Here is a 26,530-nt window from a genome sequence, read left to right as displayed (position 1 = left end):
CGGAGAGGGGCACGGGCTCGTCGTCGTGATGCGGTGCTACGCCATCAGGTCGGGCGTCGCCGGGCCGGCGGTCGCCGCCCCGGTCGTCGCACCGGCGCTGATCGAGATGAGGCGCGGAGTCGTCGTGAAGACGAACTTCCCCTCGGCGAAGTCCACGTGGATGTGGTCTCCGGAGCCGAGCTGGCCGTGCAGGATCTGCTCGGACAGCTGGTCCTCGATCTCGCGCTGGATCGCACGGCGGAGGGGGCGGGCACCGAGGGCCGGGTCGAACCCGACCTCGATGAGGCGCTCCTTCGCCGGCTGCGTCAGCTCGACGGTCATGTCGCGGTCGAGCAGGCGGTCGCCCAGGCGCTTGATGAACAGGTCCACGATCTGGAGCAGCTCGGGCTTGGACAGCTGCGGGAAGACGATGACGTCGTCCACGCGGTTGAGGAACTCGGGCTTGAAGTGCTTCTTGAGCTCCTCGTTGACCTTGCCCTTCATGCGGTCGTAGCCGGTGGCGTTGTCGCCCTCGATCTGGAAGCCGACCGGGCCGCCCGCGATGTCGCGCGCGCCGAGGTTGGTGGTCATGATGATGACGGTGTTCTTGAAGTCGACCACCCGGCCCTGACCGTCGGTCAGGCGTCCCTCCTCCAGGATCTGGAGGAGCGAGTTGAAGATGTCGGGGTGCGCCTTCTCGATCTCGTCGAACAGGACCACGCTGAAGGGCTTGCGGCGGACCTTCTCGGTGAGCTGGCCGCCCTCCTCGAAGCCGACGAACCCGGGAGGGGCGCCGAAGAGCCGCGAGACGGTGTGCTTCTCGCCGTACTCCGACATGTCGAGCGAGATCATCGCGTCCTCGTCGTCGAACAGGAACTCGGCGAGGGCCTTCGCGAGCTCCGTCTTGCCGACGCCCGTGGGGCCGGCGAAGATGAACGATCCGGAGGGGCGCTTGGGGTCCTTCAGACCCGCGCGGGTGCGGCGGATGGTGCGCGAGAGGGCCGCGATGGCCTCCTCCTGGCCGATGACGCGCTGGTGCAGCGCCTTCTCCATGAAGACGAGCCGCGAGGACTCCTCCTCGGTCAGCTTGAACACCGGGATGCCGGTCGCCTGGGCGAGGACCTCGGCGATCAGGCCCTCGTCGACGACACCGGTCGCCTTGACGTCGCCCGACTTCCACTTCTTCTCCAGGCGCAGGCGCTCACCGAGCAGCTGCTTCTCCTCGTCGCGGAGCGACGCGGCCTTCTCGAAGTCCTGGTCCTCGATCGCGGCCTCCTTCGCGGCGCGGACGACGGCGATGCGGTCGTCGAAGTCGCGCAGCTCCGGCGGGGCCGACAGGATCGAGAGGCGCAGGCGTGCGCCGGCCTCGTCGATCAGGTCGATGGCCTTGTCCGGGAGGAAGCGGTCGCTGATGTAGCGGTCGGCGAGGTTCGCGGCCGAGACGATCGCACCGTCGGTGATGGACACCTTGTGGTGCGCCTCGTAGCGGTCGCGCAGGCCCTTGAGGATGTTGATCGTGTGAGGCAGCGACGGCTCCGCCACCTGGATCGGCTGGAAGCGGCGCTCGAGCGCGGCGTCCTTCTCGAAGTGCTTGCGGTACTCGTCGAGCGTGGTCGCGCCGATCGTCTGCAGCTCGCCGCGGGCGAGCAGCGGCTTGAGGATCGAGGCGGCGTCGATCGCGCCCTCCGCGGCCCCTGCGCCGACGAGGGTGTGGATCTCGTCGATGAAGGTGATGATGTCGCCGCGGGTGCGGATCTCCTTCGTCACCTTCTTCAGGCGCTCCTCGAAGTCCCCGCGGTAGCGGGAGCCGGCGATGAGCGAGCCGAGGTCGAGCGTGTAGAGCTGCTTGTCCTTGAGCGTCTCGGGCACGTCGCCGCGCACGATCGCCTGGGCGAGGCCCTCGACGACGGCGGTCTTGCCGACGCCGGGCTCGCCGATCAGGACCGGGTTGTTCTTGGAGCGGCGCGAGAGGATCTGCATCACGCGCTCGATCTCCTTCTCGCGCCCGATGACCGGGTCGAGCTTGTTGTCGCGCGCGGCCTGCGTGAGGTTGCGCCCGAACTGGTCGAGGATCTGCGAGCCGCCCTGGGGCTGCTGCTGCTCTCCTCCGACCGCGACCTGCTCCTTGCCCTGGTAGCCGGACAGGAGCTGGATGACCTGCTGGCGCACGCGGTTGAGGTCGGCGCCGAGCTTGACGAGCACCTGTGCGGCGACGCCCTCGCCCTCGCGGATGAGCCCGAGCAGGATGTGCTCGGTGCCGATGTAGTTGTGGCCGAGCTGCAGAGCCTCGCGGAGCGAGAGCTCGAGCACCTTCTTGGCGCGCGGCGTGAACGGGATGTGGCCCGTCGGCTGCTGCTGCCCCTGGCCGATGATGTCCTGGACCTGCTCGCGCACTGCGTCGAGCGAGATGCCGAGGGACTCGAGCGCCTTGGCGGCCACTCCCTCGCCCTCGTGGATCAGCCCGAGCAGGATGTGCTCGGTGCCGATGTAGTTGTGATTGAGCATCTTGGCCTCTTCCTGGGCCAGGACGACGACGCGCCGTGCGCGATCGGTGAATCTCTCGAACATGCTGTCACTCCCTACGGAACCCGCAGGGGTGGGCTCCGATAGGACGACTGTAACCAGCGCTCCCCCGGGTCGGACCCCCTGTTCGCCCTGGGCGTGCAGCCGATCGGGGAGGCCCGGCGATGCGGGCTCCGGGACGCGATGTCCCGGATGCGCATCATCCGTCCGACGGAGGATGCACGGGACGCTCGACGGCGCCAGGATGGCGACGCGCCTCCGCGGGGGAGGCGCCGCATCTCCGGGGGAATCGTCCGCATGAACCGCACCACCCGTCCGCTGCTCGGCAGCGCGCTCCTCGCCGTCGGCCTCGTCCTCGCGGCGGCATCGCCCGCTGCAGCCGCCACTTCTGTCGCCGGCGTCGAGGGCGAGGAGATCTTCGAGTACAACGGGGGCGGCATCACCGTCGACGCAGGACCCGACTACGCCGGGTACGACGTCTTCGTCCAGGCGCAGACGCCCCGCTCCATCGCGGGCTACGAGAACGGGGGCGTCTGGACGATCCGGAAGGCCTCTCTCGACGCCGAGGGATCCGCACGGGTCGTCAACTTCGCCGGTCCCGTCAACCTGTACTTCTTCAGCCCGAGCGCCCCGCACACCGGTCTCGAGCTGCCCGAGCCCGACGCGACCGCCTCCGTCTACCGCGGCGGCGAGATCGAGTACGACGTGGATCCGGAGGCGGGCACCGCTGTCGTCGACGGAGCGGTCCCGTCCGTCGTCGCCCCGGCCTTCAGCAGCTTCGAGCCGTACATCGTCCCGTTCACGCTCGCCTCGGTCGCGCCCGAGAGCTACACCGTCGGCGTGCCGTTCGATCTCACCTTCTCGGACCTCGACTGGGCGACGCCGGGTGATCTCGACGGCCAGCAGACCACCACGATCGTCTACTCCGAGCGGGCCACGATCGGCGCCTCGACGATCGCGGGCGGCTCCGTCACGACCACGATCGGCGCCGAGTACACGGCCGACCCCCGCACGGTGGCCCTGATGGACGGCTACGGCCGGATCCTCACCACCGCGACCCTCGACGGAGGCGCCGCCGCGGCTCCCGAGACGACTCCGACCGCAGCGCCCGCCACCACGCCCGTCGCCGCGGCACCCGTCGCGCACACCGGCTCGAAGCCCGGCTCGAAGCCCGGCGCGCACCTCGCCGAGACGGGCGCCGAGGCGGGCACGGGAGCACTGCTGGCCGGCCTGCTGCTCGCCGCCGGCGCCGGAGGCCTCCTGGTCGCCCGACGCCGCAGCGCGAGCGTCTGACGCACGACGACGGAGCGGTCGGACCCGAGCTGCGCGAGCACTCCGGCCCGTCCGCTCCGATCAGCACGAGGCGAGCACTCCTGGCGGTGCTCGCCTCCGTCGTGCCCGGGCTGGGCCATCGGCTGCTCGGTCGACCGCGCGCGGCCGCCGTCCGCGCGGCCGTCGGCCTCGCGACGGTCGTGGCGATCGCCGCGGCGGCCCTGGTCGTGCTGCGCGATCCCCGCGCCTCGTGTGCCTCGCGACCGACACCCGCGCACTTCGGCTGCTCGGCGTCGGCGGCCTGCTCGTCGGGCTGATCTGGGCGTCCGGTCCGGTCGCCGCCGCCGTGCTCGCCCGCCGCGGCCGTGCTCCGGCGACCGCCCTCGCTCTCGTCACCGCGCTCGCCGTCCTGATGCCCCTCGGAGCGACGACCTGGTGGGTCTCGACCGTCTCGGCGCAGCACCGCCTCCTGACCGCGATCTCCGCCTCCGGCGCAGGGGCCGAGCCCGTCGACGGCCGGTACAACGTCCTGGTGATGGGGATCGACGAGGATCCGCTGCGCGACCAGGTGCTGCTGCCCGACTCCCTGACCCTGGTCAGCGTCGACGCGGTGACCGGCCGGAGCGTGCTGTTCGGGATCCCGCGCACCGCCGCGAACTTCCTGTACCCCGCCGGCTCGGCCCTCGCCCGCGCCCTGCCGGAGGGCACCCGCTGCCTCGCCGGCTGCGGCATCAATCACACCTACCAGTACGGGATCGAGCATCCGGAGCTCTACCCCGGCAGTGAGGACCCGGGTGCGGATGCGATGCGCGACGCGGTCGAGGGCTTCACGGGTCTGCCGGTCTCGGCGACCGTCTCGATCCGAATGAGGGGATTCGTCGATCTCGTCGACGCCCTCGGCGGAGTCTCGGTCGTCGTGAACCGGCCCGTCCTGCAGGCGGGCGTGCCCGACGACGGCAGCGGCCGCCCCGTGGAGTACGGGCCGCCCCTCCCGGTCGGGCTCCAGCACCTCGACGGCAGTGAGGCGCTCTGGTTCGCCCGCTCGCGCGTGAACACCTCGGACGCGGACCGCTCCGAGCGGCAGGGCTGTCTGCAGGCCGCCCTGTTCCGCCAGGCCGACCCGCTCACGGTCCTGACCCGCTTCGACGCCCTCGCCCGCGCGGGCGGTGAGAACGTCTCCACGAGCCTGCCCGCCGCGTCCCTCCCCGCACTCGCCCGCCTCGCCGTCAGCGCCCGGGAGCACCCGTTCGTGCGCGTGGAGCTCGGCCTCCCCCTCACGCTGCCCGAGCAGCCCGACACGGCACTCGTCCATCGCACCGTGGCCGCCACCATCGCCGGCGGCGGTGGAGTCGACGCGACGGTGATCGAGGTACCGGAGGCGGGGGCGCCGGTGCAGGCACCCGCGGTCACCGTTCCCGCCGAGCCGCTGTCCTCCGTGCCGGCGGAGCCCGCCTGCAGCGTCCCCTGATGCTCCTCAGCGGATCCCCGGCGCTCCTCCGCAGCTCCATGCGCAGGCATACACTTCCCGCATGAGCAACCTGGAGAAGCACCCGGACGAGCACCCGGTGCCCTCCGCCCGCGGCGCGGCGGTCGGCTCTCCCGGCGTCGAGGTCCTGGAGGCGCGCCTCGTGCCCCTCGGGGGCCCGCGCGCCATCGAGGTGCGGCGCACTCTTCCGCAGCGCTCGCGGTCGACCATCGGCGCCTGGTGCTTCGCCGACCACTACGGGCCGGTGACGCTGGGCGAGGAGGCCGGGATGGACGTGCCTCCGCACCCGCACACCGGGCTCCAGACCGTCAGCTGGCTGTTCGAGGGCGAGATCGACCACCGCGACAGCGTCGGGAGCCACCAGCTCGTGCGGCCGGGCGAGCTCAACCTGATGACCGCGGGCAGCGGCATCTCGCACTCCGAGGTCTCGACGGGCGGCGCTCCCGTGCTGCACGGCATGCAGCTGTGGGTCGCCCTGCCCGAGAGCGCCAGGGGCATCGCCCCGTTCTTCGAGCACCACCGCGGCGTCCGCGTCGATCTGCCGGGCGCGGTGGTCCGCGTGTTCGTCGGAGGGATGCTGGGCGCCTCGGTGCCCGCGAGCACCTTCACTCCGCTCCTCGCCGCGCAGATCGACCTCGAGCCGGGGGCGTCGATCGACCTGCCGGTCGACACGGGCTGGGAGCACGGCGTGCTGGTCGACTCCGGCCCGGTCGTCATCGAGGGGGTCGAGGTCGCGCGGTCCGATCTGGCCTACGTCGCGCCCGGCCCGCAGGCCCTGCGCCTGTCGGTCGGCGACGCGGGCGGACGCGTCGTCCTGATCGGCGGCGAGCCCTTCGAGGAGGACCTCGTGATGTGGTGGAACTTCGTCGGCCGACGCCACGACGACATCGAGGCCGCGCGTGAGCGCTGGCAGGCCGACGTGATCGGCGGAGGGGACCCCGCGGGCCCGTTCGGCACCGTCACCGGCTACGACGGCCGCGCCCTCCCGGCGCCGACCCTCCCGACGGTGCGGCTGAAGCCGCGCCGCCGGGTCTGATCGAGGCGCGCCGGGTCGCTCAGGACTCCGTCGCGGCACTCGCCTTGTCGGCGCCGCTCTGCTGCTCGCCGCTCTCGTGGCCGCCGCTCTCGGCTTCCTTCTGCGCCGCCTTCTCGGCCGCCGCCCGGTCGGTCGCCTCCGCCGACTCGCGGAAGGCCCGGCGCGGATCCTGCGTCGCACTCATCGGCGAGAGGTCGCGCGAGCCGATCGCGTCGACCAGCCAGCCCGAGATCACGCGCCACTTGCGGTCCAGGGTCGGCATCGCCGCTCCGTGGTAGGCCCGGTGGGCGAGCCAGGCGAGCGGGCCGCGCAGCTTGACGCCCTTGATCACGCCCGCGCCCTTGCCGATGCCGTACTCCGCGACGGTGCCGACGGAGACGTGCCGGTACTCCTCGACGGTGCCGCCGGTGAGGTCGGCGATGATGTTCGCCGCGAGCAGCTTGGCCTGGCGGACCGCGTTCTGCGCGTTCGGCGGGTAGTACGCCGGCTGCTTCTCGGAGGTGAGGTCCGGGATCTGCGCACCGTCGCCGGCCGCCCACGCGCCGGGCACCGGGGTGCCGTCCCCGCGGATCACGCGCAGCCGCGCATCCGCCATCACGTGCCCGCGCGGGCCCCGGGGCGCGTCCGTGGCGTCGAGGACCGGGTTGGGCTTCACCCCGGCCGTCCAGACGATGGTCGCCGACGGGATCCGCTCGCCGCTCGAGAGCTCGACGACGCCGTCCTCGCAGGAGGGCATCGTGGTCTTCAGGTGCACGTGCACGCCGCGGGCGCGCAGGTGCTCGAGCGTCCACTTCGAGAGCTCGGGGCCGACCTCGGGCGCGACCCGGTCGAGCGCCTCGACGAGGTGCCAGGTCACGTCCCCCATCGAGAGCGAGGGCTGCGCGGCGAGCGTGCGACGGCTGAGGTCGAGCAGCTCGCTCAGCGCCTCGACGCCCGTGTAGCCCCCGCCGACGAAGACGAAGGTGAGCAGTCGCCGGCGCTCCGCCGGATCGGTCGTGAGCGCCGCCCGCGCGATGTTCTCGATGACGCGGTCGCGCAGGTGCGCAGCCTCCTCGAGGGTCTTGAAGCCGATGCCGTGCTCGGCGAGCCCGGGGGTCGGGAAGGTGCGCGTGACGGCGCCCAGGGCGAAGACCACCTGGTCGAAGGCGAGGGTGCGCGTCGAGCCGTCGAGCGCGGCGACCGTGGCGCTGCGCTCCTCGAGGCTCACTCCGGTGATCGCTCCGCGGATCACACGCGTGCGCTTGAGGGCCGAGATCAGCGGGACGGTCACGTGCCGGGGCTGCACGTGCCCGCCGGCGACCTCAGGCAGCAGCGGCTGGTAGGTCATGTAGGGGTTGGGCTCGACGACCGTGACGTCGATCGGAGCGAGTCCCCGGCGCTTCTCGAGCCCCCACGCCGTGTAGAGGCCGACGTACCCGCCGCCGAGGATGAGGATGCGCGTGGTTCCGGATGCCGTCATGTCGGTCCCTTCTCGGACCCGGCGCGACGAGCGGCCGGGTGCAGCGGTGCGGAGGAGTGTCCGACGCTACGCCGAGGGCCTCTCGGCGGACAGGGCCTTGCGCCCGCGCGGCCGAGCGGCAAGAGTGCTGCGGCTCAGCCGACGGCGCGCTCCTCCTCGCGCAGGCGCCGCCGGTACTCGCTGGGCGAGAGCCCCGTCTGGGTGGCGATCGCGCGGCGCAGCCGCTCGGGCGACGAGAACCCCGCGCGCCGCGCGATGTCGCTGAGAGGCAGGTCGGCTCCCTCCGGACCGCCGACGATCCGGAGCGCGTTCTCGGTGCGCACCGTCGAGATGAGCTCCCGCAGCGTCGTGCCGCGCTCGTCGGCGATCGCCCGCTGCAGCGTGCGCAGGCTCACCCGGCAGCGGCGGGCGACGGTGCCGGGATCGAGGCCCGGATCGGCGTGGTCGGCCCGCACGACCCGCTCGGCCGCCTCGACCATGTCGTGGATCCCCATCCGCTCGGGCGACGGGTCGGCCCGCTCGGAGTCGAGGATCCGGCCGAGGCGCTGCACCGCGTCCTTCAGGTACTCGGCCTGCACCCCGTGCCCGATGTCGAGGTCGGCGAGGAACACCCGCAGCACCGAGCGGGCGGCGTCCGTGAGCGGCGACGCCGGGACGTACCGCGGCGGCTCCGGCCTCCTGGAGCGCTCGGCGGCCGGCACGGCGAGACGCAGGACGAGCAGCCGGACCGGCCGGCGCGCCGACACGACGACCGGCACGTCGGACGACAGCGCGAGTACCCCCTCCGACACCGTGATCGTGCCGGCCGAGGACTCCACGACGAGCTCCCCCTCCATCGGCAGGAGCAGGACCGTCGAGGGCTCGACCACGCGGTCGCTCGGCCAGCGGACCACGAGCGGGCCGCTGACGACGTGCAGCGCCCGCACGCCGTCGACGCCGGCGAGGGCGAGATCCATCCGGAAGGCGAGCGGCAGGTGGACGTCGACGTCGGCCGATCGGCGCAGCGCGGCGACGCCGTCGGTGCCGCGCAGGCGGACGGTGCGGGCGCCCGCTCCGACCGGGATGCTGGCGGGGTTCTGCAGGACGGGGCGTGGGACCACGGTGGCGACTCCGATCGTGAGCACGGCCGCCGCGGAGGCGCCGTCTCTCGGAGCCTAGGAGAAGTGAGACTTGCTCGTCTCCGCCCAGAAAGGGGGCACGCGTGTCACTGCAGAGCGGAGGTGAGCCTCGCGAGGTTGTCGAGGATCGTCGAGCGCAGCGGCTGCCGGCGCCACTCCCGCAGCGTCAGCTCGCGCGAGTGCTCGCGGTAGTCCTGCTGGACCTGGCGCAGGTCCTCCACGAACTCGGCTCCGCGCACCATCAGCGACACCTCGAGGTTCAGCGTGAACGAGCGCATGTCCATGTTGCTGGAGCCGATCACGGCGACGTCGTCGTCGATCGTGAAGTGCTTCGCGTGCAGGATGGTCGGAGCCCGGTACATCCAGATCCGCACGCCGGCTGTCAGCAGCGTCTCGTAGTACGAGCGCTGCGCGTGGTAGACGACCGCCTGGTCGCCGATCTCGGAGACGAACAGCTCGACGTGGATCCCCCGGCGCGTGGCCGTCGTGATGGCGTAGAGCATCGCCTCGTCCGGCACGAAGTACGGGCTCGTGATGATGATCGACTTCTGCGCCGAGTAGAGCAGGGTGAGGAACAGCCGCAGGTTGTTCTCTCCGTCGAATCCCGGCCCGCTCGGCACGACCTGGCAGTCGATGGTGTCGCGCTGCTGCAGCGCCTCCATCGGCTCGGACTCGCGCAGCAGCAGCTCGTCGGTCTCGCTGTACCAGTCGGTGATGAAGATGGCGTTCAGGCCCTGCACGACCGGCCCCTCGAGCCGCACCATCAGGTCGTGCCAGTGCAGGCCGCGGCGGATGTTGCCGCGCTTGTTGTAGCTGGAGTCGACCACGTTCTGCGAGCCCATGAAGGCCGCGTTGCCGTCGACGATCAGGAGCTTGCGGTGGTTGCGGAGGTCGGGGCGCTGGTACTGCCCGCGCCACGGGCGCACGGGCAGCATGTAGGACCAGTGCGCGCCGGCCTGCCGCAGACGGCGCAGCCGGCGGTAGGTGCCCGCCGCGTAGCCCGGCACGCGGATCGACGCGATGTGGTCGAGCAGGATCCTCACCCGCACGCCCCGGGCGACCGCCCGGTCGAGCGCGTCGAAGAACGGCTCGGTGGTCGCGTCGGCGGCGAGGATGTAGAACTCGCAGTGCACGTAGCGGCGCGCCCGGTCGATCTCGGCCGCCATCGCGCGGATCGTCTGCTCGTAGTCGCCCTGCAGCCGGGCGTCGTTGCCGCCGACCAGGGGCATGGCGCCGAGATTGCGGTTGAGGGTCACGACCGACTCGAGCCACTGCGGCCACGGGTGGTTGCGGGCGACCCGGTCGATGCCCTCCGTGGACTCGAGGATGAACCGGTTGATCTCCTCCTGCTTGCGCCGGCGCTTGCGCGGCAGGCGGTAGCTGCCGATGAAGAGGAACAGCAGGATGCCGACGTAGGGGATCAGGAAGATCGCCATCAGCCAGGCGAGGCCGGTGGTGGGGCGGCGGTTGCGCGGCACCACGATGACGGCGACGACGCGCACGACGAGCTCCACGACGATCGCGCCGATCGCGAGGACGAGCGACCAGTCCGGTTGCGGCACCGCGTCTCCTCGCCGTTCGCGTGCAGGGGGTCGGCGGCGGTGCGGTCTGCGCGCCGCTCCCCGATCCGGGGTCGGTCAGGACGGGTCGGTCAGGAGGCGTCGCGCGGAGGCAGGCCGCGGCGGGCGCGCTCCTTGGCCTCGATGCGGTCGTAGGCGCGGCGCTCGTTGCGGTCGGAGCGGATCATCGCGCGCATGATGAACCAGAAGAGGAGGCCGATGCTGACGGTCGGCAGAAGAGCCCACAGCCCCTGATTCCAGATCTCCCAGTCCATGCGGCGATCCTACCCGGGCGCGCCGGACCGGGCCTGGGGATGTCCGTGACGCGAGTGTCAGCCGCTCTCGACGGACTTGTTGAGGGCGGCCGCATCGGCGTTCAGACCCTCGAGCTCGCTGCGGAGCGCGTCGTACGCCGCGATGTCCGCGTCGATCACGTCGCGCCGGGCGTCGATACCCTCTCCGCGGGCCAGCAGATCGGCGCGGGCGGCGTCGAACGCGGACTGCGAGGCGAAGTCGCCGCTGTCGGCGCGCGAGTTGAAGGCGTCGATCTCGGCGTTCAACGCGTCGTACTCGGCGTTGTTCGCCTCGACCCTCGCCGTTAGGTCGACGTAGGAGGCCTCGATCCGGGCGACGAGGTCGGTGATGCGGTTCTCGAGGTCGGTGAAGACCGCCTCGTAGCGCGCGTTCAGTCCGACGACCACCGAGCGGTCGGTGAAGTACTGCGCGTAGTGCGCCTCGAGGGCCGGCGGCAGGTCGACCGCCTCGGTGCCCAGGATGGAGTGGAGCTCGTTGACGCGCTCGCCCAGTCCGCCGGTGCGGTAGAGCTCGAGGCGCTCGGCGACCGTGCCGCCCTCGGGCAGCGTCTCGTACGCGGCCTCGAGCTGCGCGCCCAGGTCGCTCCGCTCGGCGTCGTCCAGCCGGTCCCAGGCCGCGTGCAGCATCTCGTGCGCCGCGGTGACGTCGCGGATGCCGTCGAGATCGGGGTTGTCGACGTCCGAGATGTAGATGTCCCGGCCGGTGTAGCAGCCGAGCACGATCTCGTCGGAGGCGCCGTAGCCGCAGAGCTCGTTGAAGCCCGTGGTCGGCTCGACCGACGGGTGCGAGGCGTAGTAGAGGGCGCGCCCGCGCGTGGACATGGCGGTGCGCTCCGCGAATCCGGCGACGGTGGCGTCGGGCGCGAACGCCTCGGCCGCCTGCCGGTCCGCGACGGCCGCTCCGAGGTCGCGGGAATCGGCGAGGACGGACGCCGCGACCACCGTGCCCACTCCGAACTGCGCGATCGTGAGCACGCCGGCGACCGCGATCGCGACGATGCTGGATGCCCGGACCACGTCTCCCCCGTCCGGCCGCGAGGGCCGCCGTCGTGCTCGGCGGGGGCGGACCCGCCGTCCGTCCAGGCTACTTGACGAGCGGGAACAGGATCGTCTCGCGGATCCCGAGGCCGGTGATGGCCATCAGGAGCCGGTCGATGCCCATGCCCATGCCACCCGTCGGCGGCATGCCGTGCTCGAGGGCGCGCAGGAAGTCCTCGTCCAGGCGCATGGCCTCGTCGTCGCCCGCGGCCGCCTGGCGCGCCTGCTCGACGAAGCGCTCCCGCTGCACGACGGGGTCGATGAGCTCGGAGTACCCGGTCGCGAGCTCGAAGCCGCGGACGTAGAGGTCCCACTTCTCGACGACGCCGGGGATGCTGCGGTGCGCGCGCACGAGCGGCGAGGTGTCGACGGGGAAGTCGAGCACGAAGGTGGGGCGGGTGAGCCCGCCCTTGACGAAGTGCTCCCACAGCTCCTCGACGTACTTGCCGTGCGTGGGCACGTGCACCTCGACGCCCTCGCGCTCGGCGAGCGTCTCGAGCTCGACGAGCGGAGTCTCCGGGGTGATCGCGATGCCGGCGGCCTGCGAGAGGCTCTCGTACATCGAGATGCGGTCCCACTCGCCGCCGAGATCGAACTCGGTGCCGTCGGCCCAGGTGACCACGTGAGATCCGGCGACGGCGAGCGCCGCGTTCTGGATCAGCTCCTGCGTGAGGTCGGCGATCGAGGTGTAGTCGCCGTAGGCCTGGTACGCCTCGAGCATCGCGAACTCGGGCGAGTGGGTCGAGTCGGCGCCCTCGTTGCGGAAGTTGCGGTTGATCTCGAAGACCCGGTCGATGCCTCCGACGACGGCGCGCTTGAGGTACAGCTCGGGGGCGATGCGGAGGTAGAGCTCGGTGTCGAACGCGTTCGAGTGCGTCGCGAACGGGCGGGCCGACGCTCCGCCGTGCATGACCTGCAGCATCGGCGTCTCGACCTCGAGGAAGCCGTGCGAGGAGAAGGTGCTGCGGAGGGACGCGTTGACCGCCGCGCGGGTGACGACCGTCTCGCGGGCCTGCGGACGCACGATCAGGTCGAGGTAGCGCTGGCGCATGCGGGTCTCGTCGCCGAGCTCGTTGTGCAGGTTCGGCAGCGGGAGGATCGCCTTCGCGGCGATGGTCCAGCTCGACACCCAGACGCTCAGCTCGCCGCGCTTGCTCGAGAGCACCTCGCCCTCGACGAACAGGTGGTCGCCGAGGTCGACGAGCTCCTTCCACAGGGCCAGCGACTCCTCGCCCACGTCGCCGAGCGAGACCATGGCCTGGATGCGCGAGCCGTCGCCGGACTGCAGCGTCGCGAAGCAGAGCTTGCCGGTGTTGCGCTGGAAGACCACGCGGCCGGCGAGGCCGACCCGCTCGCCCGTGCGCACATCGGGCTCGATGCCCTCGTGCCGCGCGCGGACCGCGGCGATGGTGTCGGTCACTCCGACCGCCACCGGGTAGGCGCCGCCGCCGAGGTCCTCGCCCGCGCGCTCGATCAGCCGCTCGCGCTTGGCGAGGCGCACGGCCTTCTGCTCGGACGCCTCCTCGGCGGAGAGCTCGGTCGGGGGCACGGGGGCGTCGGGGGTGTCGGCCATGTCGGGGCGCAGGTGCTTTCGGTCGGGGGCGGAGGGGCGCGATCAGGCGAGCAGGATCGGGCCGTTGTCGAGGAGCCGGGTGGATCCGACGATCGCGGCGACGAGCACGAGGGCCGGGCCGCGATGGTCGTCGTCGACCGGGAGGAGCGTCGCCGGGTTCACGACGACGAGGTAGTCCAGCTTAACCAGCGCCTCGCCCATCGCCGCCGACTGGGCGGCCGCGATCACGGCGTCGATCCCGCCGTCGGCCGCGGAGGCGGCGGCCTCGAGCACGTGCGGGACGGTGCGCGCGGCGCGGCGCTCACGGGGGTCGAGGTAGCGGTTCCGGCTCGAGAGGGCGAGGCCGTCCTCCTCGCGGACCGTCTCGACGGCCTCGATCGCGACGGGCACGTCGAGGTCGCGCACCATGCGGCGCACGAGGAACAGCTGCTGCGCGTCCTTCTGCCCGAAGAACGCCACGTCGGGCTGCACGATGTGGAGCAGCTTCGCGACGACGGTGAGCATGCCGTCGAAGTGGCCCGGGCGGGAGCGCCCCTCGTAGAGGGTGCCGACGTGTCCGGCGACGACGCGGGTCGACGTGGGTCCGTCCGGGTACATCTCCGCGACCGACGGCGCGAAGACGACGTCGACGCCCTCGGCCTCCAGCAGCGCCGTGTCGGCGGCGAGGTCGCGCGGGTAGCGGTCGAGGTCCTCGGTGGGGCCGAACTGCAGCGGGTTCACGAACACCGACACGACGACGAGGTCGGCGCTCGCGCGTGCGGCGTCGACGAGGGCGAGATGGCCGTCGTGCAGGGCGCCCATCGTGGGGACGAGGGCGACGCGGGATCCGGCGCGACGCGCCTCCGCCACCCGCTCGCGGAGGGCGTCGATGCGTTCGATGGTGCTGATCACCCGACGATGCTACCGGCGGCGCGCCCCTCCCCCTGCTGATCGAGCAGCCCGCGCAGCGGGCGTCTCAAGGTCCACCGGCGCCCGGACATCACGCTCGGAGGACGGGGGTCTCGATACGCCCCTGCGGGGCTACTCGACCAGCGAGCTCTCGGCACCCCGCCTCCTCCTGCTGATCGATCAGCCCGCGCAGCGGGCGTCTCGAGATCCACCATCGCTGAGGCGGGCGGGGCGGTCAGCCGGCGGCGCGGCGGAGGGCGTCGTCGACGGAGGAGCGGACGAGGCTCGAGAGGAAGAAGCCCGGCTTCTCGACGCCGATGCCCGCCAGCAGGCCGGCGGCCTGGTCGACGATGGCGCTCGAGAACGTGGTGGCGGTCGAGACGGCCTCCGCGTAGGCGGCGCGGTCCGTCTCGGCGACGGTCACCGGCTCGCCGCCCATCTCGACGACGAGCGCCTGCGCGATCGGGAGGACGGGACCCGGTGCCGTGACGGCGAAGTAGGTCTCGACGAGGCGCGCGAGGTCGAGGCTGGTGCCGCTGAACGCCATCGCGGGGTGCACGGCAAGCGGGATGATTCCGGCCGCGAGCGCGGGGGCGAGGATCCCGACCCCGTGCTCGGGGGCGGTGTGCAGGACGAGCTGGCCCGGCTGCCAGACCCCGGCGGCGGCGAGTCCGGCGGTCAGCGCGCCGAGCTCGTCGCCCGGGACCGCGAGCACGACGAGCTCGCTGCGCTCGACGAGCTCGGGGATCGCGAGGATCGGCGCTCCCGGGAGCAGAGCGTCGGCGCGCTCGCGGCCGGCCTCGCTCGTGGTGGCGACTCCGACGATCGCGTGGCCGGCGCCGGCGAGGGCGGCACCGAGCACGGGGCCCACGCGGCCGGCTCCGATGATCCCGACGCCGAGGCGTCCGTCGCGGCGGGGCTCAGGCATACGGGTCTCCTTCGGGGGCGGGCCACGACGGGGCGGTCGCGGCGGACGGGGCGGACGGGGCGGTCGCGGCGGACGCGCGCCTCCCCCACAGGTGGCTCGCGTCGCGATCGGCCGCGCGCACTCCGGCGTGCGCCAGAGCGTCGAAGAACGCGATCCCGTCGGCCGCGCCCATCACGGGCACCATCGGAGTGACGGGGCCGGCGACCGTGTGCACGCGGGCCGACGCGAGCCCCAGCAGGCGCTGGAGCGGTCCCTGCTGGACGCCGATGCTCTGCATGCGCGCGAGCGGCACGACGGCGACGCGCCGCCAGACGGCTCCGCTGCGCAGGATCACCACGTCGTCGGTGAGCCGGTAGCCGGTGCGGCGCCACGAGAACGGGCGGAGCCAGGCCGCGGCCCGGGGCGCCCGGGTGAAGCCGGCGGCGTCGCGGTGCCGCAGGGCGTCGCCGACCGGAGTGGCCTCTGCACCCTCCGCGGCGCCCGGCAGCAGCAGCCCGAGCACCTTCTCGACGTCGCGCAGATCGCCGACCGGCAGGATCGTGGTGTTCGGCTGCCCGTTCGCGCCCTGCGAGGCGGCGTGGCCGGCGCGGTCGATCTTCACCTGCCACCAGCCGAAGGGCCGCCAGAGCAGCGGCTGCGTGATCTCGACCGCGTGGACGCGGCCGGGCGGGAGGGTGTCGCTGCTGGTCGAGAAGACGCCGTAGCCGACGCGGACGCCGTCGGGGGTGGCCGCGATCGAGTAGCGCAGCGAGCGGACGAACTGGCGCACGTAGTAGCTGCCGGAGCCGAGGAGGCCCGGCAGGATCGCGATCAGCACGTAGGGCGAGCCGTGCACCGCGACGAGCACCACCGCCACGATCGACGCCGCCAGGAACAGGGTGAAGCCGCTGAAGACGAGCGAGCCCAGCAGTCGGCCCGGCGGGATCGACACGATCGACTCCGGGGGCGTGCCGTCGTCGTCCGTGCCGCCGAACTCCTCCAGCCGGCGCGCGAGGAAGCCGCCGGCCGGCGCCTCCCCCGGCACGACCGTCTCGTGCTCGCGGACGCCGGAGGCGAGCCGCAGGATGTCGCGGCGGAGCGCGTCCACCAGCCGGGAGCCGAGATACGAGAGCTGCACGTTGGCGTCCTGGCCCGCGACGCCGACCTCGAGCTTCGCGGCGCCGAAGATCCGCGCGACGAGGGGGCGCTGCACCGCGATGCCCTGGATGCGGTCCAGGCGCGCCCGGCGGTTCGTGCGGAACAGCACGCCCGAGCGCACCTCCACGACCTCCTCGGTGATGCGGAAGGTGTGCATCCGCCACGACAGCCAGAAGGCGAAGACCGCGACGCCGAGCCCGACGGCCACCACGAGCAGCGCCCAGCCGATCAGCCCCCGCTCCACGAGCTGGTCGACGGGATCGCCGCTCTCGTAGCCGCCGGGGCCGGGCAGGAACAGCTCGACGAAGCGCTCGCGGAGGTTCGTGATCAGGATGCCCAGCACGACGATCAGGCCGATGCCGCCCTTGAGGACGGGCGTCGCCGGGTGGAGGCGGTGCCACTCGCCGTCGGCGAGGTCGGTCTCGATGCCGCGGACCGGCGCCTCGGCAGCGCCGCTCACAGCCCTGCCCGGCGCGACTCGGCGAGCGCGACGAGGCTGTCGCGCAGCTCCTCCGCGTCGGCCTCGGCCAGGCCGGGGATGCTCACCCCGGTCGCCGCGGCGGCGGTCACGAAGCGCAGGTCGGCGAGGCCCAGCGCCCGGGCGAGCGGGCCGCGGTTGACGTCGATGAGCTGCATCCGGCCGTAGGGCACGGACACGAAGCGCTGGAACATGATGCCGCGGCGGAAGAGCAGGTCGTCCTGGCGGAGCAGGTAGCCGTAGGACCGGGCGCGGCGCGGCGCGACGATCAGGAGGGTCAGCGCGAGCGCGGCGGCGGCGAGGAGCGCGATCCAGGCCCAGCCGACTCCGACGAGCCACAGCACGACGGGCACGGCGAGCAGCACCACGCTCGAGACGACGGCCGACACGATCTCGACGGCGATGTAGCGGGGCGAGACGCGGCGCCAGTCCCCGGTCAGCTCGAGGCGGGTTCCGGGCGGGCTCTGCGGGGCCTGCGACGCGGGCGGCTCGTCGTGCGGGAGCGGCTCCGCTCGCTCGCGGCGCGCCTCCTCCTCGAGTCGCGCCTCGCGGCGGGACTGCGGCTGGGGCTGGTCCGTCATGCTCACGTACTCCTGTCGGCGACCCTCGGGCCGCCGGCGTCAGGCGCGGTTCGCCTCGCCGACGACGGTGTCGTCGTCGTCATCGCTCGGCGGGATGGTGCAGAGGTGCTCGGCGACCAGTCCGGCCACCAGCAGGACGATCGATCCCGCGATCGTGGCGACGTCCTGCCACACGGAGCCTAGCGAAGGCACCGAACGGCTCAGCAGGTAGACCAGGATCCCGCCCGAGGCTCCCAGCAGCAGCGCTCCGACCAGGCTCGAGGCCTTCGCGAGCACCACGACGCGCATCGCGCGGAACGGATCGATCCGTCGGCGCAGCGTCCCCGTGGTGGCCCGGTGGATCGGGATCGCGAAGGCGAGCACCACGGCCGCGACGACCACCAGGGTCAGCGGCACCGTCAGCGGCGGGAGCAGGACGGGGCGGCCGGAGGAGGCGATCGCCAGGTCGAGGAGGAACCCCGCCACGGCGCCCGCGAGGGCGAGGCCGAGCAGGGTGCTGAGGCGGGTGCGCGTCACGGAGTGCTGCTCTCGGGGTCGGGTGTTCCGGGGGCGGTGCTCGTCGGTGCGCTCGCGGCGCGGGCGCCCCTCCACGCTATCGCTCCGGGCCACGGATGCACCGGGTCGCTCGCCCGGGCCCGCAGCTGCGCCACGGGGCCGTGCCCCGGCAGAGCCGCGTCGGGCTCGACGTCGAGCCACGGCTCGAGGACGAACGCGCGCTCGGCGGCGCGGGGGTGCGGGAGGGTGAGGTGCGGGTCGTCGCGCACGACGGCTCCGACCGCGATCAGGTCGATGTCGAGCGTGCGGTCGCCCCAGCGCTCCTCGCCCTCGACCCGGAGGCGGCCGCCGGCCCGCTCGATCGCGGACGTCGCCGCGAGGAGGTCCTCGGGATCGAGCGTCGTGGATCCGGTGACCACCGCGTTGAGGTAGCCGGGCGCGTCGTGGTCGACGCCGTCGAGCTTCCACGCGGGGGTCTCGACGACCTTCGAGACGGCGTGCACCCGCAGGCCGGGAGTAATCGCGAGCGCGCGGACCGCGTCCTCGAGGTGGCCGAGGCGGTCGCCGAGATTGCTGCCGAGGGCGAGCACGACCCGGCGCTCCGGGAGGATCCGCTCCTGCCGCGGCCTCACGAGCGGGCCCGGGTGATCTGCACGGCGACGTCGTCGAACGGCAGCGGGATGGGCGCGTCGGGCTTGTGCACCGTGATGCGCACCACGTCGCCGCCGCGAAGCCGAGCGCGACGGCGGCGAGGCGCTCGGCGACCGTCTCGATGAGGTCGACCGGGTCGCGGGTCACCGCGTCGGCCAGAGCGATCGCGAGCTCGCCGTAGTGGACCGTCTCGGCGAGGGCGTCGGCTCCGGCGGCCGGTGCGACGTCGAGCCAGACGGTCGCGTCGATCACGAAGTCCTGGCCGTTCTCGCGCTCGAAGTCGAAGACGCCGTGGTGCGCGCGCACGCGCAGCCCGGTCAGGGTGATCGAGTCGCGCAGGGCGAGAACGGCGGGGTCGACGGCGGGCGGTTCGGACTCGGTCACGGGAGCTCCTCGTGCAGGCGGGCGGAGAGCGCCAGAGCGCGGGCGCTCGAGCGGACGTCGTGCACCCGGACACCCCAGGCGCCGCGGTCGGCGGCGAGGAGGCTGAGCATGGCGGTGACGTCGTCGCGCTCGGCGGCGGCGGCCTCGGCGGCGAACGGAGCGAGGAAGCGCTTGCGCGAGTGCCCGACGAGCACCGGGAATCCGAGCGACACGATCGAGTCGAGGTGCGCGAGGAGGGCCCAGTCGTGGCCGCCGTTCTTCGCGAAGCCGAGTCCCGGATCCAGGATCAGGCGGTCGTCGCGGATGCCCGCCTCGCGCGCCGCGTCGATCCGGCGCTCGAGCTCGCCCCGCACCTCGCCCACGACGTCGGCGTAGGAGGCGAGCGCGTTCATGTCGGCGCTGTGGCCGCGCCAGTGCATGGCGATGTAGACGGCGCCGCGCTCGGCGACGAGCGGCAGCATGGCGGGGTCGGCGAGACCGCCCGAGACGTCGTTGACGACCAGGGCGCCCGCGTCCAGGGCCGCCTCGGCGGTCGCCGCGCTCATGGTGTCGATGCTGACCTGCACGCCCTCCGTGGCCAGAGCACGCACCACGGGGAGCACGCGGGCCTGCTCGGCGTCGGCGTCGACGCGCGCGGCGCCGGGCCGGGTGGACTCCCCGCCGACGTCGATCAGGTCGGCGCCGAACGCGGCCGGCCCCTCGCCGCTCGAGCGCGTCATGCCGATGCCGTGCCGCACGGCGTCGTCGACCGAGAACCAGCGGCCGCCGTCGCTGAAGGAGTCAGGGGTGACGTTGAGGATCCCGAGCAGGGCGGCGCGCCCGGTCGGGGCGAGGTCGGCGGCGGAGGGGGGCACGTCACTCCCCCCGGGCGGCGCCGATCAGCGCGATGATCTCGGCGCGGGCGGCGGGCTCGGCGAGGGAGCCGCGGGCGGCGACCGTGACGGTCGAGCTGCGGGTCTGGCGCGGTCCGCGCATCCGCACGCAGCCGTGCTCGGCGTCGACCACGACGACGACGCCCTCGGGTGCGAGGCCCGTCTCGATCACGTCCGCGATCTGCTCGGTCAGCCGCTCCTGCAGCTGGAGCCGGGAGGCGACGGTCTCGACGACGCGCGGCAGGCGGCCGAGGCCGACGACCCGCTCCCCCGCGCGGTAGGCGATGTGCGCGACGCCGACGAACGGCAGGAGGTGGTGCTCGCAGACGGAGCGGAACGCGAGATCGCGGACGATCACGGTCTGCCCGTCCGGGTGCGCGGTCGCCTCGCCCTCGACGACCGCGAAGGTCTCGTCGAGGTGCGAGGCGGGGTCGAGACCGCTCTCGCCGAAGAACTCCTCGTACGCGTCGGCGAAGCGCCGCGGCGTGGAGGCGAGCCCCTCGCGGCCGGGATCGTCTCCGATCGCCGCGAGGAGCTCGACGACGGCGGCCTCGATGCGCGCCCTGTCGACGGCCACGGGAGCCTAGGCCGTCGCGGGACGCGGGTTGATCAGCGGCGGACGCTGCGGCGCGGTCTGCTCCGTGCTCTCGGAGACGACTCCTCCGTCGGTCGCGCCGGCGTCGATCGGAGCCTTGGCGGCCGGGATCGCGATGGGCGGGAGGTCGGACAGCGGGCGCTTGTCGCTCGAGAGCCACTGCGGGCGCTCGTCGATGCGGCGGACGTCCTTGAAGATGTCGGCCAGCTGGTCGTGGTCGAGCGTCTCCTTCTCGAGGAGGTCGGCGGCGAGCCGGTCGAGGATGTCGCGGTTGGCGTTGATGACCTGCCAGGCCTCGTCGTGCGCCTGCTCGATGAGCTGCCGCGTCTCGGCGTCCACCCGCTCGGCGATCTGCTCGGAGTAGTCGCGCTGGTGGCCCATGTCGCGGCCGAGGAACATCTCGCCCGAGGACTGGCCGAGCTTGACGGCTCCGACGTTCGAGGACATGCCGTACTCGGTGACCATCTTGCGGGCGATGGCGGTCGCCTTCTCGATGTCGTTCGACGCGCCCGTGGTGGGGTCGTGGAAGACGATCTCCTCGGCGACGCGGCCGCCCATGGCATAGGTGAGCTGGTCGAGGAGCTCGTTGCGGGTGGTCGAGTACTTGTCCTCGAGCGGCAGCACCATCGTGTAGCCGAGGGCGCGGCCGCGCGGCAGGATCGTCACCTTGGTGACGGGGTCGGTGTGGCGCATCGCGGCGGCGGCGAGAGCGTGCCCGCCCTCGTGGTACGCCGTGATCAGCTTCTCCTTGTCGCGCATGACGCGCGTGCGGCGCTGCGGGCCGGCGATGACGCGGTCGATCGCCTCGTCGAGCGCGCGGTTGTCGATCAGCTGCGCGTTGGAGCGGGCCGTGAGCAGCGCGGCCTCGTTGAGGACGTTCGCGAGGTCGCGCCGGTGAAGCCCGGGGTCTTCCGCGCGACGACCTCGAGGTCGACGCCCTCGGCGAGCGGCTTGCCGCGCCCGTGCACCTCGAGGATGCGCTTGCGGCCGAGCAGGTCGGGAGCGTCGACGCCGATCTGGCGGTCGAAGCGGCCCGGGCGCAGCAGCGCCGGGTCGAGGATGTCGGGGCGGTTCGTCGCCGCGATCAGGATGACGTTCGTCTTGACGTCGAAGCCGTCCATCTCGACGAGGAGCTGGTTCAGCGTCTGCTCGCGCTCGTCGTGCCCGCCGCCCATGCCGGCCCCGCGGTGGCGGCCGACGGCGTCGATCTCGTCGACGAAGATGATGGCCGGCGAGTTCTCCTTCGCCTGCTGGAACAGGTCGCGCACGCGGCTCGCGCCGACGCCCACGAACATCTCGACGAAGTCCGAGCCCGAGATGGAGTAGAACGGCACTCCCGCCTCTCCCGCGACGGCGCGGGCGAGCAGGGTCTTGCCGGTTCCGGGAGGGCCGTAGAGCAGCACGCCCTTGGGGATCCGGGCACCGACGGCCTGGAACTTCGCGGGCTCCTTGAGGAACTCCTTGATCTCGTGCAGCTCCTCGATCGCCTCGTCGGCACCGGCGACGTCCTGGAACGTGACCTTCGGCGACTCCTTCGAGACGAGCTTCGCCTTCGACTTGCCGAACTGCATGACGCGGTTGCCGCCGCCCTGCATGCCCGAGAGCATCAGCCAGAAGAACGCGCCGATCAGGAGGATCGGGAGCAGGAAGCCGAGCGCCGACAGGAACCAGTTCGTCTGCGGGACCTCGTCGTCGTAGCCGTCCGACGGATCGGCCGCGGTCACGGCGTCGATGACCTCGGTGCCGCGCGGAGCAACGTAGTAGAACTGCACCTGCGTGCCGTTGTCGCCGTCGGCCTGCGCGAGCGTCAGGTCGACCCGCTGCTCCCCGTCGACGATCTTCGCCGACTCGACCCGGCCGTCCTGCAGCAGCTGCAGGCCCTCCTGCGTGCTGATCTGCCGGAACCCGGACATCGTGATCAGAGAGGACCCGATCCACACCGCGACGATCGCGAGGACGACGTAGAGAATGGGACCCCGGAAGATGCGCTTGACGTTCATGAATGTTGCGGGTGGAGACCCGGCACCTTTCTGACGGAGAAATGTGAGTGTCAGGCTACCTCCCGCACTCTGAACGCGCCCCGCGCGTTCGCCGTGGGCATGCGTGCCGGAGCTCGCTCCTGACGCGCGAGCGTGCGATTCGCAGGGGATCCGGCCCAGGACGGCGAGGGCACGCGGAGGGAAACGGATTCCCGGGCGGGATGCCTGCAGATCGTACGAGCACCGACCGGGAGAGCCGACGGGTGGCGGCGGTCAGCGCAGGAGGCGGGCGGCGGCCTCGGTGGCGAGGACCGCGCCCAACTGGGCCGAGAGGGTGGCGGGCAGGGTCGGCGGGGCGTCCCAGCGCGGGCCGGCGAGCAGGACGCCGTTCCTCTCCCCGGACCTCCAGAGCGCATCGACGCTGCCGAGGACGAAGGAGCGGAGGCGCTCGGCGGCCGCGGGGGCGACCCCCTCGGTCAGCGCGAGATCGACGAGGTGGCGGTAGGCGATCCCTCCGAACAGGGCGCCGTCGCCCGTCCCCTGATCGACGAGGACGCCGTCGGGAGCGAGGCGGTCGAGCAGGTTCTCGGCCGTGCGGGACGCGTGGGCGACGAGGCGTGCATCCGGCTGCAGTCGGTGCAGGGCGAGCGCCGAGCCGATGTAGACGCCGTGGTTGTAGCTGAAGGCCCAGTCGTCGCGCACCGAGCCGCCCTCGCGGCCGATGCCGTCGGCGACGAAGCCGGACTCGTCGTCGCGCAGCCGCACGTGCATCCAGTCGAACGCCGCGCGCGCGAGCACCTCCCGCCCGTCGGGACGCAGCAGCTCGAGCCGCGCGCCGAGGATCGCGAACGGGCCGTTCGCCGGGGCGTTCTTGTAGTCGAGCTGGCTGCGGCGCCAGGCCAGGCTCGCGCCGTGGCGGAGGTTCCAGCCCTTCCGGGCGGAGAAGCGCCAGAGCCGGTCCGCGCGGTCCAGCCAGCGCTGCTCGCCCGACGCCGCTCCCAGGTGCGCGAGAGCGCCACCGAGCCACATCATGTCGTCGAAGTAGCCGTTCACCAGTCGGCCGCCGTTGCGGAGCCGGATCGCCCGGTGCACGCGGCGCGCCCGCTCGAGGTGGGCGGCGTCGCCCGTGCGCTCGAACGCGTCGACCGCGGCGTCGATCGCGTGCGCGAGCCACCAGTAGTGGAACGGCGCATCGGCGGCGACCGAGGTCGGGTAGCTCGCGTGGTACCCGATCAGGGGCGCCCGGAACAGCCGGTCGAGGCTGCGCTGCGCGACGTCGGCCCGCTCGGCCGGCGGAGTCGGATCAGGCGTAGACGTGGGGCGCGAGGATCGCGACATCGCGGAGGTTGCGGTAGCGCTCGGCGTAGTCGAGTCCGTAGCCGATGACGAAGTCGTTCGGGATGTCGAACCCGACGTACGCCACGTCCACCTCGACCTTGGCGGCGCGGGGCTTGCGGAACAGCGCGCAGATCTCGACCGACTCCGCTCCTCGGCTCCGCAGGTTGCCCTGCAGCCACGAGAGGGTGAGGCCGGAGTCGATGATGTCCTCGACGATCAGCACCTTGCGGTCGGTGATGTCGGTGTCGAGGTCCTTCAGGATCCGCACGACGCCCGAGGACTTGGTGCTGCTGCCGTAGGAGGAGACGGCCATCCAGTCCATGACGATGTCGATCTTGAGCTCGCGGGCGAGGTCGGCCATGACCATCACGGCGCCGCGCAGAACGCCCACGATGAGCAGGTTCTCCCCGGCGTAGTCGCGCTCGATCGCGCGGGCCAGATCGCGGATCCGCGCGTGGATCTCGGCCTCGGTGTAGAGGACCTCGGTGATGTCGTCGGCGATGTCGGCTGCTTCCACCCGATCACTCTACGGGGGCTGCGCGCGCGCTCGGCGAGCCGATCCCCGCTCTGCTGGTCGAGTAGCCGCGCGAGCGGTGTATCGAGACCCACGTCCTGCCGAGGGTGGATCTCGATACGCCCGCTGCGCGGGCTGCTCGATCAGCAAGCAGCGGCGTATCGAGACCCGCGTCCTGCAGAGCGAGCAGCTGGAGGTCAGCGCGGGCGGGCCGGCGCGAAGACGAGGTCGGAGCCCGAGCGGGTGGCGAGGACGCCCGGCAGGTCGACGCCCTTCTGGCCGTGCCAGTCGGTGACGAGCGCGGCGACGGCGAGCGTCTGCGCGCGCGAGAGCGAGACTCCGAACTCGTTCGACACGACCAGGCGGATGATGCGCTGCCGTAGCGCGGGCGGATCGGCGGCGAGCCCGCGGGCGCGACCGTCACGTGGCCGTCGTCGTTCTGGCCGACGAGCTCGAGCGCCCAGTCGAGCGCCATCGCGTCGAGCGCGTCGCCGTCCTCGCGCAGCTGCTCGGCCGTGCGGGCCAGGGCCTCGGCCACGCCGGGGCCGAGCTCGTCCTCGAGCACGGGCAGCACCGAGCGGCGCACGCGCACCCGGGAGTAGCGGACGTCGTCGTTGTGCGGGTCCTCCCACGGCTCCAGGCCGGCGTCCTCGCACGCGGCCCGCGTCGTCGCCCGGCGGACGCCGAGCAGGGGCCGCCGCAGCGGTCCGCTCACCGGCGCCATGCCGTGCAGGCTCGCGGCTCCGGCTCCGCGGGCGAGGCCCAGGAGGACCGTCTCGGCCTGGTCGTCGAGCGTGTGCCCGAGGAGGACCGCCGTCGCCCCGGTGGCCTCCACCGCGTCGGCGAGGGCGCGGTACCGCGCGGCGCGGGCCGACGCCTCGGGGCCGCCCTCCCCCCTCCTGCACGGTGACCACCTCGACGAGGACGGGCGCGAGACCGAGAGCGTGCGCCTGCTCGGCGGCGCGACGGGCGACTCCGTCCGACCCCGCCTGCAGGCCGTGGTCGACGACGACGACGCCCGCGCGCAGCCCGGCGCGCGGCGCCTCGAAGGCCACGGCCGCCGCGAGGGCGAGCGAGTCGGCTCCTCCGCTCAGCGCGACGAGGACGAGGGAGCCGCGCTCGAGGCCGTCGAAGCCTGCGCGGACGGCTCGGCGCAGGTCGGCGACGGCGGGGGTCAGACGGGGGCGATCGGGCACATCAAGTAACGTTAGGCCAGCGATCCGGCCTGCGAGCGCTGGCGTGTGCACGCGCTCGGGAGGCGGATCCGATCCGCCGATGCGCCGCCCGCGGCGCCACCGACTCAAGGAGCGAACATGGCCGCATACGACGTCGTCGTAGAGATCCCCAAGGGCAGCCGCAACAAGTACGAGGTCGACCACGAGACCGGTCGCGTGTACCTGGATCGCGTGCTCTTCACCTCGTTCGTCTACCCGACGGACTACGGCTACTTCGAGAACACGCTGGGCCTGGACGGCGACCCCGTCGACGCGCTCGTGCTGCTCGAGTACCCCGTCTTCCCGGGCGTGGGCGTCTCGGTGCGCCCCGTGGGCGTCCTCAACATGAGCGACGAGGCCGGCTCCGACGCCAAGGTGGTCGTGGTCCCCGCGAAGGACCCGCGCTGGCAGCACATCCAGGACATCGGCGACGTCCCGGAGCAGACGAAGAACGAGATCAAGCACTTCTTCGAGCGCTACAAGGACCTCGAGCCCGGCAAGTGGGTCAAGGTCGAGGCGTGGGGCGACGCGGCCGAGGCCGAGCAGATCGTCCAGGACGGCATCAAGAAGCTGGCCGAAGAGGGTCACTGACCCCTCGGGTCGCCTCTCGAACGACGGAACCCGCCTCCGCCGGAGTCCAGCACTGCTGGATCCCCGGTCGAGGCGGGTTCTGTCGTTCGCGGGGAGGCGCTAAGCGCTCGGACGGCCGACCATGCCGGTCGGCGCTCCCCAGATGGAGTGGATGCGCACCGGTGCGTTCGGGTTCGGTGCCTCGATGATCTGGCCGTTCCCGAGGTAGATGGCGACGTGGTAGTAGTCGCCCGCCGATCCCCAGAAGATCAGGTCGCCGCGCTGACGCTCGCCGTAGGGCACCAGCTTCCCGGCGCCCGCCATGGTGTTGTACTGATTCGTCGCCGAGTGCGTGCCGATGTAGAGGCCGGCGGTGGCGTACGACTGCTTGGTGAGACCGGAGCAGTCCCAGCGTCCGGGCCCATGCCGCCGAGCACGTAGCGCTCGCCGAGCTGGGCGGACGCGTACGAGATCGCGGTCTCGACGGCGCTCGTCTGCGGCTGGCCGACGGGCGCGGGGGCCGGGGCCGGCTGGACGGGAGCCGGTGCC

Annotated in this window: 22 protein-coding genes and 3 pseudogenes; 4 read left to right on the top strand and 21 right to left on the bottom strand. The window is 72.7% G+C overall.

The window, feature by feature from the left end:
- Window positions 1-36: 36 nt before the first annotated feature.
- Window positions 37-2,547 (bottom strand): ATP-dependent Clp protease ATP-binding subunit, encoded by a 2,511-nt coding sequence (locus B0T42_RS04815; RefSeq protein ID WP_077222157.1) that lies wholly within the window; start codon window positions 2,545-2,547, stop codon window positions 37-39.
- A gap of 252 nt (window positions 2,548-2,799) precedes the next feature.
- Here B0T42_RS04815 and B0T42_RS04810 point away from each other — a divergent pair, with 252 nt between their 5' ends.
- From B0T42_RS04810 to B0T42_RS04795, 3 genes are all read left to right on the top strand, one after another.
- Window positions 2,800-3,795, top strand: coding sequence for an LPXTG cell wall anchor domain-containing protein (locus tag B0T42_RS04810; protein ID WP_158078038.1), 996 nt, complete (start codon window positions 2,800-2,802; stop codon window positions 3,793-3,795).
- A gap of 229 nt (window positions 3,796-4,024) precedes the next feature.
- Entirely contained in the window at window positions 4,025-5,242 is a 1,218-nt protein-coding gene (locus B0T42_RS04800; RefSeq protein ID WP_077222154.1) for an LCP family protein, read from the top strand.
- A 61-nt stretch (window positions 5,243-5,303) separates the two neighbouring features.
- Window positions 5,304-6,296, top strand: a complete 993-nt coding sequence (locus tag B0T42_RS04795) for a pirin family protein (RefSeq protein WP_077222153.1) — start codon at window positions 5,304-5,306, stop codon at window positions 6,294-6,296.
- Window positions 6,297-6,315: 19 nt separating this feature from the next.
- Here B0T42_RS04795 and B0T42_RS04790 read toward each other — a convergent pair whose 3' ends face one another.
- The 19 genes and pseudogenes from B0T42_RS04790 to tilS all read right to left on the bottom strand — a co-directional run bounded on the left by B0T42_RS04790 (window position 6,316) and on the right by tilS (window position 25,393).
- Window positions 6,316-7,755 (bottom strand): NAD(P)/FAD-dependent oxidoreductase, encoded by a 1,440-nt coding sequence (locus tag B0T42_RS04790; protein WP_077222152.1) that lies wholly within the window; start codon window positions 7,753-7,755, stop codon window positions 6,316-6,318.
- 134 nt (window positions 7,756-7,889) lie between these two features.
- The gene (locus B0T42_RS04785; RefSeq protein WP_158078037.1) at window positions 7,890-8,855 is read right to left on the bottom strand and encodes a helix-turn-helix domain-containing protein; all 966 of its coding nucleotides are present in this window, start codon (window positions 8,853-8,855) and stop codon (window positions 7,890-7,892) included.
- Between the two features lie 104 nt (window positions 8,856-8,959).
- Window positions 8,960-10,435 carry a cardiolipin synthase gene (gene cls / locus B0T42_RS04780; protein ID WP_077222150.1) on the bottom strand — a complete coding sequence of 492 codons (1,476 nt, stop codon included), beginning with the start codon at window positions 10,433-10,435 and terminating at the stop codon, window positions 8,960-8,962.
- An 89-nt stretch (window positions 10,436-10,524) separates the two neighbouring features.
- Window positions 10,525-10,707, bottom strand: coding sequence for a hypothetical protein (locus B0T42_RS04775; RefSeq protein WP_077222149.1), 183 nt, complete (start codon window positions 10,705-10,707; stop codon window positions 10,525-10,527).
- A 57-nt stretch (window positions 10,708-10,764) separates the two neighbouring features.
- Window positions 10,765-11,763, bottom strand: coding sequence for a hypothetical protein (locus tag B0T42_RS04770; protein WP_077222148.1), 999 nt, complete (start codon window positions 11,761-11,763; stop codon window positions 10,765-10,767).
- 67 nt (window positions 11,764-11,830) lie between these two features.
- Complete coding sequence (lysS, locus tag B0T42_RS04765) at window positions 11,831-13,357, bottom strand: lysine--tRNA ligase (protein WP_077222147.1); 1,527 nt, start codon at window positions 13,355-13,357, stop codon at window positions 11,831-11,833.
- A gap of 42 nt (window positions 13,358-13,399) precedes the next feature.
- Entirely contained in the window at window positions 13,400-14,248 is an 849-nt protein-coding gene (gene panC / locus B0T42_RS04760) for a pantoate--beta-alanine ligase (RefSeq protein ID WP_077222146.1), read from the bottom strand.
- A 232-nt stretch (window positions 14,249-14,480) separates the two neighbouring features.
- Window positions 14,481-15,173: a DUF2520 domain-containing protein gene (locus tag B0T42_RS04755; protein WP_077222145.1), complete on the bottom strand. Its 693-nt coding sequence runs from the start codon at window positions 15,171-15,173 to the stop codon at window positions 14,481-14,483.
- Window positions 15,166-16,770 carry a PH domain-containing protein gene (locus B0T42_RS04750; protein WP_077222144.1) on the bottom strand — a complete coding sequence of 535 codons (1,605 nt, stop codon included), beginning with the start codon at window positions 16,768-16,770 and terminating at the stop codon, window positions 15,166-15,168. The genes B0T42_RS04755 and B0T42_RS04750 overlap by 8 nt, the downstream gene beginning before the upstream one ends.
- A complete protein-coding gene (locus B0T42_RS04745; RefSeq protein WP_077222143.1) occupies window positions 16,767-17,369 on the bottom strand; it encodes a PH domain-containing protein in 603 nt (200 codons plus the stop codon). The genes B0T42_RS04750 and B0T42_RS04745 overlap by 4 nt, the downstream gene beginning before the upstream one ends.
- A gap of 39 nt (window positions 17,370-17,408) precedes the next feature.
- Window positions 17,409-17,885: a DUF3180 domain-containing protein gene (locus tag B0T42_RS04740; protein ID WP_077222199.1), complete on the bottom strand. Its 477-nt coding sequence runs from the start codon at window positions 17,883-17,885 to the stop codon at window positions 17,409-17,411.
- Window positions 17,882-18,496: a 2-amino-4-hydroxy-6-hydroxymethyldihydropteridine diphosphokinase gene (folK, locus tag B0T42_RS04735; protein WP_077222142.1), complete on the bottom strand. Its 615-nt coding sequence runs from the start codon at window positions 18,494-18,496 to the stop codon at window positions 17,882-17,884. Before folK ends, B0T42_RS04740 begins: the two co-directional genes overlap by 4 nt.
- Window positions 18,497-18,614: 118 nt before the next feature.
- Window positions 18,615-18,821: pseudogene (gene folB / locus B0T42_RS22225) on the bottom strand (dihydroneopterin aldolase); the annotation flags it as partial.
- Window positions 18,822-18,895: 74 nt separating this feature from the next.
- Complete coding sequence (gene folP, locus B0T42_RS04725) at window positions 18,896-19,753, bottom strand: dihydropteroate synthase (RefSeq protein ID WP_077222141.1); 858 nt, start codon at window positions 19,751-19,753, stop codon at window positions 18,896-18,898.
- 1 nt (window position 19,754) lies between these two features.
- Window positions 19,755-20,348, bottom strand: a complete 594-nt coding sequence (folE, locus tag B0T42_RS04720; RefSeq protein WP_077222140.1) for a GTP cyclohydrolase I — start codon at window positions 20,346-20,348, stop codon at window positions 19,755-19,757.
- Window positions 20,349-20,354: 6 nt separating this feature from the next.
- Window positions 20,355-22,366: pseudogene (gene ftsH, locus B0T42_RS04715) on the bottom strand (ATP-dependent zinc metalloprotease FtsH).
- 252 nt (window positions 22,367-22,618) lie between these two features.
- Window positions 22,619-23,683 (bottom strand): glycoside hydrolase family 76 protein, encoded by a 1,065-nt coding sequence (locus tag B0T42_RS04710; RefSeq protein ID WP_077222139.1) that lies wholly within the window; start codon window positions 23,681-23,683, stop codon window positions 22,619-22,621.
- Window positions 23,649-24,200 (bottom strand): hypoxanthine phosphoribosyltransferase, encoded by a 552-nt coding sequence (gene hpt, locus B0T42_RS04705; RefSeq protein WP_056868276.1) that lies wholly within the window; start codon window positions 24,198-24,200, stop codon window positions 23,649-23,651. Before hpt ends, B0T42_RS04710 begins: the two co-directional genes overlap by 35 nt.
- A gap of 194 nt (window positions 24,201-24,394) precedes the next feature.
- Window positions 24,395-25,393, bottom strand: a pseudogene (gene tilS / locus B0T42_RS04700) (tRNA lysidine(34) synthetase TilS).
- A 117-nt stretch (window positions 25,394-25,510) separates the two neighbouring features.
- On the opposite strand from tilS, the gene ppa reads away from it, so the two are divergent.
- A complete protein-coding gene (gene ppa, locus B0T42_RS04695; RefSeq protein WP_056868278.1) occupies window positions 25,511-26,002 on the top strand; it encodes an inorganic diphosphatase in 492 nt (163 codons plus the stop codon).
- Window positions 26,003-26,101: 99 nt separating this feature from the next.
- Here ppa and B0T42_RS19410 read toward each other — a convergent pair.
- Window positions 26,102-26,530: C40 family peptidase (locus B0T42_RS19410; RefSeq protein WP_139344417.1), on the bottom strand; the 429-nt coding region annotated here is incomplete at its 5' end.

The sequence above is a fragment of the Rathayibacter rhapontici genome (assembly GCF_001995175.1).
Classification (GTDB): Bacteria; Actinomycetota; Actinomycetes; order Actinomycetales; family Microbacteriaceae; genus Rathayibacter.
The sequence above is the reverse complement of the archived record's forward strand: the minus strand, read 5'-3'. Positions and strand labels throughout refer to the sequence as shown.

Coding starts and splice junctions, on each gene's coding strand:
- B0T42_RS04795 (WP_077222153.1), top strand. CDS start 5,304: ATGAGCAACCTGGAGAAGCACCCGGACGAGCACCCGGTGCCCTCCGCC.
- B0T42_RS04775 (WP_077222149.1), bottom strand. CDS start 10,707: ATGGACTGGGAGATCTGGAATCAGGGGCTGTGGGCTCTTCTGCCGACC.
- B0T42_RS04745 (WP_077222143.1), bottom strand. CDS start 17,369: ATGACGGACCAGCCCCAGCCGCAGTCCCGCCGCGAGGCGCGACTCGAG.
- B0T42_RS04810 (WP_158078038.1), top strand. CDS start 2,800: ATGAACCGCACCACCCGTCCGCTGCTCGGCAGCGCGCTCCTCGCCGTC.
- B0T42_RS04815 (WP_077222157.1), bottom strand. CDS start 2,547: ATGTTCGAGAGATTCACCGATCGCGCACGGCGCGTCGTCGTCCTGGCC.
- B0T42_RS04710 (WP_077222139.1), bottom strand. CDS start 23,683: ATGTCGCGATCCTCGCGCCCCACGTCTACGCCTGATCCGACTCCGCCG.
- B0T42_RS04790 (WP_077222152.1), bottom strand. CDS start 7,755: ATGACGGCATCCGGAACCACGCGCATCCTCATCCTCGGCGGCGGGTAC.
- ppa (WP_056868278.1), top strand. CDS start 25,511: ATGGCCGCATACGACGTCGTCGTAGAGATCCCCAAGGGCAGCCGCAAC.
- B0T42_RS04755 (WP_077222145.1), bottom strand. CDS start 15,173: ATGCCTGAGCCCCGCCGCGACGGACGCCTCGGCGTCGGGATCATCGGA.
- lysS (WP_077222147.1), bottom strand. CDS start 13,357: ATGGCCGACACCCCCGACGCCCCCGTGCCCCCGACCGAGCTCTCCGCC.